General features: G+C 66.6%; 12 protein-coding genes and 1 pseudogene. 9 read left to right on the forward strand and 4 right to left on the reverse strand.

The window, feature by feature from the left end; all coding sequences use genetic code 11:
* Positions 1-11: 11 nt before the first annotated feature.
* Together AB4Y36_RS08755 and AB4Y36_RS08760 are read left to right on the forward strand one after the other, a co-directional pair.
* The gene (locus tag AB4Y36_RS08755; protein WP_368682759.1) at positions 12-821 is read left to right on the forward strand and encodes a taurine ABC transporter ATP-binding protein; all 810 of its coding nucleotides are present in this window, start codon (positions 12-14) and stop codon (positions 819-821) included.
* A complete protein-coding gene (locus AB4Y36_RS08760) occupies positions 818-1705 on the forward strand; it encodes an ABC transporter permease subunit (protein ID WP_083245272.1) in 888 nt (295 codons plus the stop codon). The genes AB4Y36_RS08755 and AB4Y36_RS08760 overlap by 4 nt, the downstream gene beginning before the upstream one ends.
* Before the next feature lie 32 nt (positions 1706-1737).
* Here AB4Y36_RS08760 and AB4Y36_RS08765 read toward each other — a convergent pair whose 3' ends face one another.
* Positions 1738-1977: a hypothetical protein gene (locus AB4Y36_RS08765; RefSeq protein WP_368682835.1), complete on the reverse strand. Its 240-nt coding sequence runs from the start codon at positions 1975-1977 to the stop codon at positions 1738-1740.
* 24 nt (positions 1978-2001) lie between these two features.
* Between AB4Y36_RS08765 and AB4Y36_RS08770 the strand changes: the two genes are divergently transcribed.
* From AB4Y36_RS08770 to AB4Y36_RS08780, 3 genes and pseudogenes are all read left to right on the forward strand, one after another.
* Positions 2002-3288, forward strand: a complete 1287-nt coding sequence (locus AB4Y36_RS08770) for a dicarboxylate/amino acid:cation symporter (protein ID WP_254314733.1) — start codon at positions 2002-2004, stop codon at positions 3286-3288.
* A gap of 241 nt (positions 3289-3529) precedes the next feature.
* A pseudogene (locus tag AB4Y36_RS08775) lies at positions 3530-5425 on the forward strand (ATP-binding protein); the annotation flags it as partial.
* A 56-nt stretch (positions 5426-5481) separates the two neighbouring features.
* Positions 5482-6831 carry a sigma-54-dependent transcriptional regulator gene (locus AB4Y36_RS08780; RefSeq protein ID WP_368682833.1) on the forward strand — a complete coding sequence of 450 codons (1350 nt, stop codon included), beginning with the start codon at positions 5482-5484 and terminating at the stop codon, positions 6829-6831.
* A 71-nt stretch (positions 6832-6902) separates the two neighbouring features.
* On the opposite strand, the gene AB4Y36_RS08785 is transcribed toward AB4Y36_RS08780, so the two are convergent.
* Complete coding sequence (locus tag AB4Y36_RS08785) at positions 6903-7436, reverse strand: TlpA disulfide reductase family protein (RefSeq protein WP_069265066.1); 534 nt, start codon at positions 7434-7436, stop codon at positions 6903-6905.
* Between the two features lie 197 nt (positions 7437-7633).
* Between AB4Y36_RS08785 and AB4Y36_RS08790 the strand changes: the two genes are divergently transcribed.
* Complete coding sequence (locus tag AB4Y36_RS08790; protein WP_368682760.1) at positions 7634-8182, forward strand: hypothetical protein; 549 nt, start codon at positions 7634-7636, stop codon at positions 8180-8182.
* A 418-nt stretch (positions 8183-8600) separates the two neighbouring features.
* Here AB4Y36_RS08790 and AB4Y36_RS08795 read toward each other — a convergent pair whose 3' ends face one another.
* Together AB4Y36_RS08795 and AB4Y36_RS08800 are read right to left on the reverse strand one after the other, a co-directional pair.
* Complete coding sequence (locus AB4Y36_RS08795; RefSeq protein ID WP_368682761.1) at positions 8601-10238, reverse strand: YifB family Mg chelatase-like AAA ATPase; 1638 nt, start codon at positions 10236-10238, stop codon at positions 8601-8603.
* 210 nt (positions 10239-10448) lie between these two features.
* Positions 10449-10706, reverse strand: a complete 258-nt coding sequence (locus AB4Y36_RS08800; RefSeq protein WP_069264980.1) for an accessory factor UbiK family protein — start codon at positions 10704-10706, stop codon at positions 10449-10451.
* A 526-nt stretch (positions 10707-11232) separates the two neighbouring features.
* On the opposite strand from AB4Y36_RS08800, the gene AB4Y36_RS08805 reads away from it, so the two are divergent.
* From AB4Y36_RS08805 to gshA, 3 genes are all read left to right on the forward strand, one after another.
* On the forward strand, positions 11233-11571 hold the full coding sequence (locus AB4Y36_RS08805) for a P-II family nitrogen regulator (RefSeq protein ID WP_028201804.1): 339 nt from the start codon (positions 11233-11235) through the stop codon (positions 11569-11571).
* Between the two features lie 40 nt (positions 11572-11611).
* On the forward strand, positions 11612-13105 hold the full coding sequence (locus AB4Y36_RS08810) for an ammonium transporter (RefSeq protein WP_368682762.1): 1494 nt from the start codon (positions 11612-11614) through the stop codon (positions 13103-13105).
* A gap of 384 nt (positions 13106-13489) precedes the next feature.
* A complete protein-coding gene (gene gshA, locus AB4Y36_RS08815) occupies positions 13490-14779 on the forward strand; it encodes a glutamate--cysteine ligase (protein ID WP_069264972.1) in 1290 nt (429 codons plus the stop codon).
* The last annotated feature ends 78 nt before the right edge of the window (positions 14780-14857 follow it).

Below are 14857 nucleotides of genomic sequence, written 5' to 3' on the forward strand. Positions count from 1 at the left end.
AGGAGCAACCCATGAGCGCGCTCGAGATCCGCGATCTCACCGTCATCTACGAAGGCGCTCGACGTGACGCTGCGCCGAACGTCGCGCTCGCGAACGTGAACCTCGACGTGGCGAGCGGCGAGTTCGTCGTGGCGCTCGGCGCTTCGGGCTGTGGCAAGACCACGTTGCTCAACTGCATCGCGGGCTTCATCGAGCCGGCGCTTGGCGAGGTGCGCGTGAACGGCGCGCGTGTGGAGGGGCCTGGCGCCGAGCGCGGCGTGGTGTTCCAGAAGCACGCGCTCCTGCCGTGGCTCGACGTGCTGGAAAATGTCGCGCTCGGCTTGCGCTTTCGGCGCGTGCCGAAAGCGCAGCGCGAGCGCATCGCGCGCGAGCAGCTTGCGCTCGTGGGCCTGGAAGCCCAGGCGCGCGAACGCGTGTATGCGCTCTCGGGCGGCATGCAGCAGCGCGTGGGCATTGCGCGCGCGCTCGCGAGCGATCCGCAGATCCTGCTGATGGACGAGCCGATGGGCGCCCTCGACGCCATGACGCGCGAGCAGGTCCAGACGCTCGTGCTCGACGTCTGGGCGCGCACGCAGAAGACGGTGTTCTTCATCACGCACAGCGTCGAGGAGGCGCTCTTTCTGGCGACGCGCATCGTCGTCATGACGCCGGGCCCGGGCCGCATCGAGCGCGAGTACGAGGTGCCGTTCGCGCGCCAGTATCTCGCCACGCGTGACGCGCGCGCCGTGAAGTCGTCGCCGGAATTCATCGCGTGGCGCGAGCGGCTGGTGGAATTGCTGCATGCAGACGCGGGCGCACATGCACACGAGGAGCCGGTATGAGCGTGTCGCACGAATCGTTGAGAGAAGTCGCGCTTAAAGCGGCCCGCGCGCTGCCCCGCACTGACGAGGCGCACGCGGCGCAAGCGGCGCGCTCCAAAGTCTGGCGCATGCCCGGCGAAGGCCCTACGGCGGCGCTGAGCGCGGCGTCGGTGGCGGCGCTCGCGCTGCTCTGGTGGCTCGCGACGCACCTGCACTGGCTGCCGCCGCTTTTCCTGCCGACGCCGGAAGCCGTCTGGCAAGCCTTCACGGACGCGCTGCACGGCCGCATCCAGGGGGGCCTGCCGCTCTCCGAGCATCTGTTCTGGAGCGCGCTGCGCGTGTTCGGTGCGTTCTTGCTGGCGGTGGTGACGGCCGTGCCCGTCGGCATTCTGATGGGCGTCTCGCGCATCGCGCGCGGCCTGCTCGATCCGCCGCTCGAGTTCTACCGGCCGCTGCCGCCGCTTGCCTACCTGCCGCTCGTGGTGATCTGGTTCGGCATCGACGAAACGGCCAAGATCGTCGTGATCTGGCTCGCGTGTTTCGCGCCCATCGCCATGGCCGCGCGCGCCGGCGCGAAGAGCGCGAGCGTCGAGCAGATACGCGCGGCGGCGTCGCTGGGCGGCAGCCTCGCGCAGATCGTGCGCTTCGTCGTGCTGCCCGCCGCGCTGCCGGAGATCCTCACGGGCCTGCGCATCGCCATCGGCTTCGGCTGGACTACGCTCGTGGCCGCCGAGATGGTCGCCGCGACGGCAGGTCTCGGGCAGATGGTGCTCAACGCATCGAGCTTCCTGCGTACCGACGTCGTGGTGATGGGCATCGTGCTGATCGGGCTCATTGCCTGGGGCTTTGACCTCGCCATGCGCGCGCTCGAACGGCGCCTCGTGCCGTGGAAGGGACGCGGCTAAGGCGGCTCCTGTCTTTCTGGAAATCCGAACGCTCATAGGGCGCGATTCTGGAAAACCAGATTCGCGCCTTGGTTCGTTGGATAAAAATCCTTATAAATCAATGGCATGAGCGGTTGCGCTAGCTGGCATTCTCCTTGCAAATAAGAACGCGCGGCCACCCCGGCCGCGACAAAAAAAACAGCAAGGAGACAGCCGATGTCCGATCCCCTCTTCCGGTTTCGCTGATCCCCAGTTTCGACCTGTCGCGGCCCGAACTCGATTCGTTCGGCCATTGGCTTAACTCATTTGCAGGAACCATCGTGAAGAAACCTCTCCACAAAGTCCTCTATTTCCAGGTGATCGTGGCGATCGTCATCGGCGTGATCCTCGGCCATTACTGGCCCGCCATCGGCATCGACATGAAGCCGCTCGGCGACGCCTTCATCAAGCTCATCAAGATGGTGATCGGGCCGATCATCTTCTGTACCGTCGTGACCGGCATCGCCGGCATGGAGGATATGAAGAAGGTGGGCCGCGTGGGCGGCAAGGCGCTGCTGTACTTCGAGATCGTCTCGACCTTCGCGCTCGTGCTCGGCCTGATCGCCACGCACGTGCTGAAGCCGGGCGCGGGCTTCAACGTCGACGTCCATTCGCTCGACGCCAAGGCCGTGGCCAGCTACGCCGAAAAGGCGCATGGCCAGAGCAGCGTCGACTTCCTGATGCACATCATTCCGGACACGATCACCTCGGCGTTCGCGCAGGGCGAAATCCTGCAGATTCTGCTGATCGCGCTGCTGTTCGGCGCCGTGCTCACGCAACTGGGCGAGCGTGGCCGCGTGGTGACCGAGTTCATCGACAGCATCTCGGGCGTGCTGTTCGGCGTCGTGAAGATCGTCACGAAGCTCGCACCGATCGGCGCGTTCGGCGCGATGGCGTTCACCATCGGCAAGTACGGCGTGGGCTCGCTGATCCCGATGCTCAAGCTCATCGGCACGTTCTACCTCACGTCGATCGTGTTCGTGCTCGTCGTGCTCGGCGCGATCGCGCGCTTCACGGGCTTCTCGATCATCCGCTTCGTTTCCTACATCAAGGAAGAGCTGCTGATCGTGCTCGGCACCAGCTCGTCGGAATCGGCCCTGCCGCAACTGATGCAGAAGCTCGAGCGCCTTGGCTGCTCGCGGTCGGTCGTGGGCCTCGTCGTGCCGACCGGCTACTCGTTCAACCTCGACGGCACCAACATCTACATGACGATGGCGGTGCTCTTCATCGCCCAGGCGACCAACACCGATCTCACGTGGACGCAGCAGCTCACGCTGCTCGCGGTGACGATGCTCACCTCGAAGGGCGCGAGCGGCGTGACCGGCGCAGGCTTCATCACGCTGGCGGCCACGCTCGCCGTGGTGCCGACCATTCCGCTCTCGGGCATGGTGCTGATCCTCGGCATCGACCGCTTCATGAGCGAGTGCCGTGCGCTGACCAACATCGTCGGCAACGGCGTGGCGACGGTCGTGGTCTCGGCATGGGAGAAGGAGCTCGACCGCAACAAGCTGCGCGCCGTGCTCTCCGGCGAGGTCGAAGAAATGAAGGAAAGCGCAGGCGCGTAAGCCGCGCTGGGCGGGCGCGCGCAGGCCGTGAGGCGCGCCGCCCGTCGATGTCTGTTCTCTCGATCTTTCGCGGCCATCGCCGCTGGGCGGCGCGAGCGTTTCCCCTGCGCGAGCGCCGCCCGTTTTTGTTTCTCGTCCGACTTCGCCGCAGTTTGGCTGAGTGGGCCCCAAGCGCACCGTGCGACCCGGACGCCCCGGCGCGGCGCGGCCGTGTGCCACAATCTCCCTCATCCCCCTCGACCGTCTGGAAGCCGCTCACGTGACGCGCCGCCTCATCATCCTCTTCGCGCTCGCAGCCGGCCTCGTCGCGGTCTGCGCGCTGACGTGGGCGCTCACGTGGCAGACCGGGATCGACGCGCTGCGCCGCAACGCTGCCGTGCGCGGCGACCGCACCGCGGCTTCGCTCAAGAGCACGCTCGAGCGCTACGACTCGCTGCCTTATATCGTCGGCGAGCATCCGCTCGTGCAGGACGTGCTGGTCGATCCGAGACCCGAGTGGGTGGCCGCCGCGAACCGCTATCTCGAAGACGTGAACCGTCACGCGCGCGCCACGACGACCTACATCATCCGCGCCGACGGCAAGAGCATCGCGGCGAGCAACTGGCGCGACCCCGACAGTTTCGTGGGCGCGGATTACCGCTTCCGGCCGTATTTCATCGACGCGATGAACGGCCGCGTGGGGCGCTTCTTCGGCATCGGCACGATCTCGCACGATCCGGGCTACTACGTGTCGCAACCCGTGCGGCGCGACGGCAAGATCGTCGGCGTGGCCGTGGTGAAGCTCAATCTCGAATGGTTTCCGGGCACCGATGCCTCGGAGCCGCTGCTCGTCACCGACGACAACGGCGTGATCTTTCTCTCTTCGGTGCCCGCGTGGAAGTACCGCACGGTACGCCCGCTGCCGCCGGCCGTGGTGGCCTCGATCGACGCCACGCGCCAGTACGCGAGCGAGCCGATCGCGCCGCTGCCGACGCGCGTCGAACGCGTGTTGCAGGGCGGCGCCGACATCGTGCGCATGGGCGCCGGCATCCGCGCACCGCGTTACCTGGAAACGCGCCGCTCGCTCGTCGAGCCCGACTGGCATCTCGTCACCATGTCGTCGATCGACCCCGTGCTCGAAGCCTCGCGCAACGCGACCATCATGACCGGTTTCGGCTACGTTTCGCTGTGCCTGTTCGGCTTCTACTGGCGCATGCGGCGCGCACGCGTGAGGGAAGTGATGCGCAGCCGCGCGATGCTGCAAAAGGCCTACGCGATGCTCAACGAGCGCGTGGCAGAGCGCACCGCCGATCTCTCGCAGGCCAACGAGCGCCTGCAGCGCGAGGTAGCGGAGCGCACGCGCGCCGAAGCGGAACTGCGCGCCACCCAGGACGAGCTGATCCAGGCGAGCAAGCTCGCCGCGCTCGGCCAGATGGCGGCGGGCATCACGCACGAACTGAACCAGCCCCTCGCGGCGTTGCGCAGCTTCACGGACAACACGCGCGTGTTTCTGGAGCGCGGCCAGTACGCGGCGGCCACCGAAAACCTCGAGGCGATCGGCTCGCTCACCGAGCGCATGGGCAAGATCGTCAATCAGCTCAAGCTGTTCGTCGGGCGTGCGCGGCCGAGGGGCGCGCGTGCACCGGTGGCCCGCGCGCTGCGCAACTCGCTCGCGCTGCTCGGCAAGCGGCTCGACGGCGTGCGCGTGGATCTCACGTTGACGGAAGACGGCGCGCCGACCGTGCCGCTCGACGTGGACGCCGAGTACCCGGACCTGAGCGCGCAGAGCGACGACCTGCGGCTCGAACAGGTGCTCATCAACGTGCTCGGCAATGCGCTCGACGCCGTGGGAGGCCTGCCGTCGCCGCGCATTGCGATCGACGTGCAGGCGAGCGCCGCGACGCTCGCCATCGCGGTGAGCGACAATGGGCCGGGCATTCCCGACGATGTGCTGCCGCGCCTCTTCGAGCCGTTTTTCACGACGAAGGAAATGGGGCAGGGGCTCGGCCTCGGACTCGCGATCTCCTCGTCGATCGCACGCGACTGCGGCGGCTCGCTCACGGCGAGCAACGTACCCGAAGGCGGCGCACGCTTCGTGCTGACGTTGCGCCGCGCGCGTGCCGATGCCGAGAGCGCGGCGCGTGCCGCGGGGTTGTGACGCTGGGTTGTGTGGCTGGCTTTTGAATCAGGATGACGAACGAACATGGTGAACGCATGGTCAATACCACGCCCGGCCGGGTGCTCTACGTAGAGGATGACGAACTGGTGCGCCGCGCGGGCGTGCAAAGCCTGCAGCTCGCCGGCTTCGACGCCGCCGGTTTCGCCAATGCGGAAAGCGCGCTGCCGCTCGTCGATGCCGACTTCGCGGGCGTCGTGGTGAGCGATATCCGCCTGCCCGGCATGAGCGGGCTCGATCTGCTCGCGCAATGCCACGAGCGAGCGCCCGAGGTGCCCATCATCCTCGTGACGGGCCACGGCGATATCTCGATGGCCGTGCAGGCCATGCGCGACGGCGCTTACGACTTCATCGAAAAGCCGTTTGCCTCCGAGCGCCTCATCGAAACGGTGCGGCGCGCGCTGGAGCGGCGCCTGCTCGTGCTCGAAAACCTCGCGCTGCGCCGCGAGCTGGCGGGGCACGACGCGCTCGCGCCGCGCATCATCGGCAAAAGTCCGGCGATCGAACAGGTGCGCAAGCTCATCGCGAACGTCGCGCCGACGGACGCCTCGGTGCTCATCAACGGCGACACTGGCGCGGGCAAGGAACTCATTGCGCGCAGCCTGCATGAGCTTTCGCCGCGCCATGACAAGCCGTTCGTCGCCGTGAACTGCGGCGCGCTGCCCGAACCGATGTTCGAGTCGGAGATGTTCGGCTACGAGGCGGGTGCTTTCACGGGTGCGGCCAAGCGCCGGATCGGCAAGCTCGAGCACGCGAGCGGCGGCACGCTCTTTCTCGACGAGATCGAAAGCATGCCGCTCTCGCTGCAGGTGAAGCTGCTGCGCGTGCTGCAGGATGGCGTGCTGGAGCGCCTCGGTTCGAACCAGCCGGTGCGCGCCGACTTGCGCGTGGTCGCGGCGGCGAAGGGCGACATGAGCGAGCACGTCGCGGCGGGGACCTTCCGGCGCGACCTGCTGTACCGGCTGAACGTCGTGACGATCGCGTTGCCGCCGCTGGCCGAGCGCCGCGAGGACATCGTGCCGCTCTTCGAGCACTTCCTGCTCGACGCGGCGGTGCGCTACCAGCGTCCTGCGCCGCTCCTCACCGAGCGCGATCGCATGCGGCTCGCGCAACGCGACTGGCCGGGCAACGTGCGCGAACTGCGCAATGCGGCCGACCGCCGAGTCCTCGGGATTCCCGACGATCTGTCGGCAGTCGCGGCGGCCGGCGAGGACGACGCGTTGCCGCTCAAGGAGCGCGTGGAGCAGTACGAGCGCGCACTGATTGCCGACGCGCTGCAGCAGACCAACGGCGCGGTCGCCCAGGCCGCCGAGCGGCTACAAATGGCGAAAGCCACGCTGTACGAGAAAATTCGCCGCTATGGGCTGGTGGCGCGCGGCGAGGCGTGAAGCGGCACAAAGAGGCATAAAAAAAGCAGCGGGTTTTCCGCTGCTTTTTTTATGGCTACGCGAATCGCGTATCAGGTCGCCAGCGCCTTCTGCAGCAACTGGTCGAGTTCGGCGAACTGCGGCTCGCCCACGTAGCGCTTGAGGATCTTGCCGTCGCGGCCGATCACGAAGGTAGTGGGCGTGAGCTGGACGTTGCCGAACTGCCTGGCCGCCGAGCCGTCGTCCATCGCCACCTTGAACGGCAGCTGGCGCGTTTGCGCGTAGTTGGCGACGTACATCGGCGCGTCGTAGTTCATCGCCACTGCGACGAACTCGAGACCTTCGCCCTTGAAGCGGTTATAGGTCTGGACCATCTTCGGCATTTCCGCCATGCAGGTCGTGCAGCTCGTCGCCCAGAAGTTGACGAGGTAGACCTTGCCCTTGAGGTCGTTCGTGGAGACCTTCTGGCCGGACAGGAGCGTGAAGGTGGCGTCGGGCACGCGCTGCTGGCTGCCGAAGAACGCGAAGTAGCCGGCCACAGCGATCGCGACGACGACCACCGCCGCGCCAATGCGCGTGAGCGCGCCGGAACGCTTGTTCGAAGAATTCGGGGATGCAGCGGTCATGAGCCTTGCCTCGTGCGCCGAAGGGCGCGGGTGTCGAGCCCAAATATTGTAGCGCGGAATTTCCCGGCATAGCGGTTGCGAGACAACATCCGGGTATGCGTCGACGGATAATGTCGCGCACCTTTCACCTCCGTGACGAACCGCGCCCCATGGTCCTGGACATCCTTCGCCGTGCCCGACTCCCGTTGAATCTACCGATGCGCGCCTCCGTTCCTGCCCGCGTGGCGGCGCTGGGCATAGTCGCCGCCGCGTTCGCGCTGGCCGCCTGCTCGCCCACTTACGATTGGCGCACGATTTCAAACGATGCGAGCGGCTACGCGATCGATCTGCCGGCCAAGCCCGACAAGGACGAGCGCCGCATCGACGTGAACGGCACGCCGATGCGCATGCGCGTGCAGACGGCCGAAGTCGCCGGCGACGTGTTCGTGGTCGGCACGCTCGATCTGCCCGACGCGCAGCCCGCAACGCAGCAAAAGGCACTCGACTTCCTGCGCGCGGGCCTCGCGCGCAACGTGGGCGCGGCTGCCGAGACACACGCGGTGGGGGTGCCGCTTGCAATGGGCGGCTCGGTCGAGGGCGTCGAAATGCGCATGGCCGGCAAGGCGGGCGCCAACGGCGAGACGCGCACGATCCACGCGCGGCTCGTGGCAAAGGGCGCACGCGTCTATCAGGTGGCGATCGTCGGCCGTACCGAGCCGCCGGTCGAGCAGGTCGATCAGTTCTTCGGATCTTTCAAGCTGTACTGAGTTTTGGGAGTCCGCAGTACGCCTTGCGTCGCGATGTTTTGGTCACACAGCGGCGGGCGCTTGCGGGCCGAAGTGAAAGTTGCGCTGCAGGTAAACACGCTAATTATCGGATTTGATTGACGGTTTACTGGTTACCCACAGGAGCTGTGGGTAACTTTGTGGAAAACAACGCCCCGTTGGCCGGAAAGGGCCGTCCTGTGGGCTTTCTGTTAGTTTTGGCCGCTTTTCTGTAAATCCAGAAGGGTAGAAGAATCAATGGGTTACGAAAGCGATCGTGGCGTAATGCGAACCATGCTCAGAACCAGGGGCATCATGACGAAATGTGCATAAGTCAAGTCTTGACTTCGACTTATTGGCGCTATTCACATTCCCTGCGGCGCAAAGCGGCAGCGCTCTCCGGCGAAACCGGCACTGCGGGTTACCGCTCGGTGAACACGCGCCGGTACTGCACGGCCTCCGCCACGTGGGCGGCTTCGGGCATCGCGGCGCCCGCGAGATCGGCGATCGTGCGCGCGACCTTGAGCACCCGGTAATGGGCGCGTGCCGACCAGCCAAAGCGCTCGCCCGCTTCGCGCAGCAGCGCTTCCCCGGCGGCGTCCGGCTGGCAGACTGCGTCGGTTTCGCGGCCGTTCAATTCGCGATTGGTTTTACTCTGGCGCGCCAGCTGGCGCTCGCGTGCCGCCTGGACGCGAGCGGCGATCGCGGCGCTCGATTCGGCGTTCGTGCTCGCGCGAGCGGCCAGTTCGGCGGGCGGCAGCGCTGGAATCTCGATCTGGATGTCGATGCGGTCCAGGAGCGGCCCCGACAGCTTGCGCAAATAGCGCGCGGCGCTTTCGGGCGTGCAGCGGCAGCGACCAGCGGGGTCGCCGCGCCAGCCGCACGGGCAGGGATTCATCGCGGCAATGAGTTGGCAGGCGGCCGGAAAGTCGGTTTGCCACGCGGCGCGTGAAATGGTGATCGCGCCCACTTCGAGCGGCTCGCGCAGGGTCTCCAGCACGTGGCGGTCGAATTCGGGCAGCTCGTCCAGAAATAGCACCCCTAAATGCGCGAGCGTGATCTCGCCCGGCTGCGGCGGATTGCGCCCGCCGATCAGCGCGGCGGCACTCGACGAGTGATGCGGCGCGCGAAACGGCCGCTTGCGCCACTGCTGCGGCGTGAAACCGACCGCGCTGGCGGAGAGCAGGGCGGCGGAGGCTAACGCCTCGTCGTCCGTCATGGGTGGCAGGAGCCCGGGCAGGCGTGCGGCGAGCATCGACTTGCCGGCGCCTGGCGGCCCGACCATCAACAGATGGTGCCCGCCGGCCGCCGCGACTTCGAGCGCCCGGCGCGCCCCGCGCTGGCCGACGACGTCGGCCATGTCAGGGGGCGTGGCGATGGGTCCAGTGTCGAGGGCGCGCGCACGCACGGGGGCGAGGCGCGCTTCGGGATCGCCGCCCGCCAGATGGGCGCACAGGGAGCGCAGGTCTGCCGCGCCGTACACCGCGACATCTGGCACGAGCGCCGCTTCGGCAGCGTTTTGCGCAGGCAGATAAAGCTCGGGCATGCCGGAGCGCGCTGCTTCGCCGGGTTCAGTATCGGGAATCCGAAGGATGGCGCTTTCGCCTATGGGCTCGCGGCTGAACGCTGCCGCTTCGTCGAAATGCGCTGCGCGCTCTCTGTGCGCGCGTGCCGTGCCGCACGCCATGGCAAACGCGCCGCGCATGGGCCGCACGGCGCCGGTGAGCGAAAGCTCGCCCGCGAACTCCCGGTGTTCGAGCGCAGCAACCGGAAGCTGACCGCTCGCCGCGAGAATGCCGAGCGCGATGGGCAGATCGAAGCGGCCGGATTCCTTGGGTAGATCGGCGGGCGCCAGGTTGACGGTAATGCGCCTCACCGGGAAATCGAAGCCGCAGTTCGAGAGCGCGGCGCGCACGCGCTCGCGGCTTTCGCGCACTTCGAGGTCGGGCAGCCCCACAATCGAAAACGACGGCAGACCGTTGGCGAGATGGACTTCGACGGTGACTTCGGGCGCGCGGCCAGCAGCCGGCGCGCGGCTGCGCACCACGGCAAGCGACATGGGATTCTCCGGAAGGCTCGCATGCGGAAGTGGCGCGCGGTGTACGAAGCTTCGGACCGGGCTTCGTATGTGTTTCGCGCGCCGTGCATGCGCCAGGCTGGTGAGGCGTATGCCCCTTTACGGTTCCATTGCGACCACGCTACGGATCGCTTGCGGCGGGGCGGCAGCGGTGCTGCACTCAATTGCGCACAGGAGTGCGCAAGGAAATGATCAGGAGGACTGGCTAGTCACCGGCAGCTTCTGCTCGAGCTCGGCCACGCGGCGCTCGAGTTCTTCGAGGCGCTGGCGCGTGCGCACGAGCACCTGCGTTTGCGCGTCGAATTCCTCGCGCGTGACGAGGTCCAGCTTCGAAAAGCCTTGCGACAACATTGCGCGAACATTGCGTTCGACATCGCGCGCCGGCGAGTTCTTGAGCAGATCGCTCATGCGCGACTGCAGATCATTGAATACATCGTTAGGTTGCTTCATTCGATTCCCCTTCGCTGCACAAAAAATGTGCAAGTTTTGTTTCGCCTGTGCCCCGCGGCGGACCGTGATCGATCTTGGTGCGAACTCGCAGGGCCCCGGCCAGTGTGCGCGCAAGTGGTGCGCACCGCGGGCCCGTGTGCTTCGCGCTGTGGCGCGGCGGGCCATTTCCAGCCGCCATGCGGCGCCCGGCGCGGCAGCAATGCCTGAGAACACTGTAGCAACGTTCCCCCCGCCACGCCACCGCGCGCGCCACGCTGGCCGTTCGGCCAGGGCCTTGCGCGCCGCGCCCCTCAAGGCGCGGACCGCATTGTCCACGGCTTTGAGCGCGCTTGCATCGAAGTTCATCACACCGCCTTTACGCACGGACTGCAGCAAATTGGCACGGGTGTTGCTAATACTGCCCCGCGCACCGAACGACAGGTTGGCTCACGGTGTGCCAGCGACGCGGCGAAGCATCACGCGCCGTTCGCCGGGCGCCCGTTGCAGAAGCAGACAAAGGAATGAAGCAAACCACAGCGAGGACTACATGAAACTCATTACAGCAATCATCAAGCCGTTCAAGCTCGATGAGGCGCGCGAAGCCCTTTCGGCGATCGGCGTTTCGGGGATCACGGTGACGGAGGTGAAAGGCTTCGGTCGCCAGAAGGGGCACACCGAGCTGTACCGCGGCGCGGAGTATGTCGTCGACTTCCTGCCGAAGGTGAAGATCGAAGCCGCCGTGGCCGACGACATCGTCGAGCAGGCCATCGAGGCAGTCGAACGCGCGGCCCGCACGGGCAAGATCGGCGACGGCAAGATTTTCGTCACCCCGATCGAACAAGTGATCCGCATCCGCACCGGCGAGACCGGCGCCGACGCGCTGTAAAGCCTAAAGAGACCGAGACAAGAGGAAAGAGGAAACCGAGATGCGCAAACTTTTGATGTCCCTGATGATGGCCGGCTCGCTGCTGGCCGGCGGCGTCGGCGCCGCGCTGGCGGACGACGCATCCGCGCCCGCCGCGGCCTCCGCGCCGGCCACCACGGCTTCGGCGCCCGATGCGTCCGCAGCCGACGCGGCTTCGGCCCCGGCAGCAGCAGCCAGCGCCCCGGCCGCCGCCGCCAGCGCCCCGGCCGACGCATCGGCCGCTGCCGCAGCTGCGGCGCCCGCCGCACCGACCGCGCCGTTCTCGGTCGATTCGTCGAAGATCAACTCCGGCGACACCGCGTGGATGCTGACCTCCACCGCGCTCGTGCTGTTCATGACGATCCCGGGCCTCGCGCTCTTCTACGGCGGCATGGTCCGCAAGAAGAACGTGCTCTCGACGCTCATGCAGAGCTTCGCGATCACCTGCGTCGTCACGGTGATCTGGACGGTGGTCGGCTACTCGATCGCGTTCACGCCGGGCGGCTCGTTCATCGGCGGCTTCTCGCGCATCTTCCTTGAGGGCATGAACTACATCAAGGGCGACAAGGCGACGACGCTTACCGTGAGCCACCTCGCGCCGACCATCCCCGAGACCGTGTACTTCGTCTATCAGATGACGTTCGCGATCATCACGCCGGCGCTCATCACCGGTGCGTTTGCCGATCGCATGAAGTTCTCGGCGATGCTCGTGTTCATGTCGCTGTGGTCGGTCATCGTCTACTCGCCGATCGCGCACATGGTGTGGGAGCCGACGGGCTGGCTCGCCAGCGCCGGCATCCTCGACTTCGCGGGCGGCACGGTCGTGCACATCAACGCCGGTATCGCGGGCCTCGTGTGCTGTCTCGTGCTCGGCAAGCGGGTTGGCTATGGCCGCGAAGTGATGGCTCCGCACAACCTCACGCTCACGCTGATGGGTGCGGCCATGCTGTGGGTGGGCTGGTTCGGCTTCAACGCGGGTTCGGCAGTCGCGGCTGACGGCCGTGCCGGCTTCGCGATGCTCACGACGCAAATCGCTACCGCCTGCGCCGCGCTCGGCTGGATGTTCGCGGAGTGGATCGCGAAGGGCAAGCCGTCGGTGCTCGGTATCGCTTCGGGCGCCGTTGCAGGTCTCGTGGCCATTACGCCGGCTTCGGGTTTCGTCGGCGTGCTGGGCGCAATCGTGATCGGTGTGGTGGCGGGCGTGGTCTGCTTCTGGTCGGCGACGTGGCTCAAGCACAAGTTCAACTATGACGACTCGCTCGACGCGTTCGGCGTGCACGGCATCGGCGGCATCATCGGTGCGCTGCTGACCGGCGTGTTCGCGGTGAAGGACATCGGCGGCGCGGATGGCAGCCTCATCCTGCAAGCCAAGGGCGTGCTCACGACCCTCATCTATAGCGGCGTGGTGAGCTTCGTCCTGCTGAAGGTGATCGACATGGTGATGGGCCTGCGCGTTTCGGAAGAAGAAGAGCGCGAAGGTCTCGACGTGGTGCTGCATGGCGAACGCGTGGAATAAGCGCGCCGCGTTAGACGGTTTGATCTAGCAGGGCAGTAAGCAGCGACCTGGGCCCGCCTTTTCGGCGGGCCCTTTTCTTTTGCGCGCTGCGGCGCCGGGTGTGGGCTTTGCTCCCGCGGAAGGGGGAATAAGCGCCGCGCACGCGCGTTCGCATAGTGCCCCTTCAATCCGTGTGCCCAATTGCGCCGGGCGGCGCGGGCGGTCCAGAATGGATATCCGGCTTGAATATCCGCGCGCGCGAAACGCTCGATTGACCCTACCGCGCCCAGGGAATTCATGACGGGGATTCACGAGGGCAATCCCGTCTTGCAACTGGCGCAATCGTCCCCAGATAAACGACCGGTTTCCCTACAATCAAAGCATTTCGTCCGCGAGTCACCCCTTATGGTCCCGCATCTGGTTACGGCGTTGAATGGCCCGCTCCTCGAACTGGAGCAGCGCATCCTCGACGCGACGCCGGCCATCGAGCGCTGGTTCCGCCTCGAATGGCAGGAGCACACGCCGCCGTTCTACGCCTCGGTCGACCTGCGCAACGCCGGCTTCAAGCTCGCGCCCGTCGACACCAACCTTTTTCCCGGCGCCTTCCACTGCCTGCCGCAGGAAGTGCTGCCGCTCGCCGTGCAAGCGGCCATGGCCGCCATCGAAAAGATCTGCCCGGACGCCAAGAACCTGCTGGTGATTCCGGAGATGCACACGCGCAACGCGTTTTATCTGGAGAATGTCGCGCGGCTCGCCACGATCATGCGCCAGGCGGGCCTGAACGTGCGTTTCGGCACCCTCGACGACACGATCGCCGGGCCGGTCACGATCTCGCTCGCGGACGGCCAGAAGATCGTGCTCGAACCGCTCGAGCGCTCGCAGCGGCGCCTCGGCCTGAAGAACTTCGACCCGTGCTCGATCCTGCTGAACAACGATCTTTCGGCCGGCATTCCGCCCGTGCTCGAAAACCTGCACGAGCAGTACGTGCTGCCGCCGCTGCACGCCGCCTGGGCGGTGCGCCGCAAGTCCACGCACTTCTCCTGCTATGACGACGTGGCGAAGAAGTTCGCGAAGATGGTGGGCGTGGACCCGTGGATGATCAATCCGTACTTCGCGCACGTGGAAGGCGTGGACTTCGAGGCGCGCACGGGCGAGGAGCCGCTCGCGACCGCCATCGACGCCGTGCTCAAGAAGATCGCGAAGAAGTACCGCGAGTACGGCATCACCGAAAAGCCCTATGTCGTCATCAAGTCCGATGCCGGCACGGACGGCCGCGGTGTGATGACGGTGCACGATGCCTCGGAGGTCGCCGCACTCACGAAGCGCGAACGTGCGAAGATGTCGGCCACGAAGGACGGGCTGGAAGTGCACGACGTGATCGTGCAGGAAGGCGTCTATACGTTCGAGCATATCGGCGACGAAGTGGCCGAGCCGGTCGTGTACATGATCGACCGCTATGTGGTGGGCGGCTTCTACCGCGCGCACGGCAGCCGCGAGCGCGACCAGAACCTGAACGCGCCGGGCATGCATTTCGTGCCGCTCGGCTTCGAGCACACGGCGCTGCCCGACACGCGCGCGAAAGCGGGGGCGGCGCCGCCGAACCGCTTTTACATGTACGGCGTGGTGGCGCGGCTCGGCTTGCTGGCGGCCTCGGTCGAGCTGGAGAAGACCGACCCCGAAGCGATCCAGGTCTGATCCAGCCGTCATCCTTCACACAATCGAACGCAGCGCCCGCCACCGTGCGGGCGTTGCCGTCATGAAAGCAGGCACCAC

Source organism: Paraburkholderia sp. BR10936 (assembly GCF_040965735.1).
GTDB classification, from domain to species: Bacteria; Pseudomonadota; Gammaproteobacteria; order Burkholderiales; family Burkholderiaceae; genus Paraburkholderia; species Paraburkholderia nodosa_A.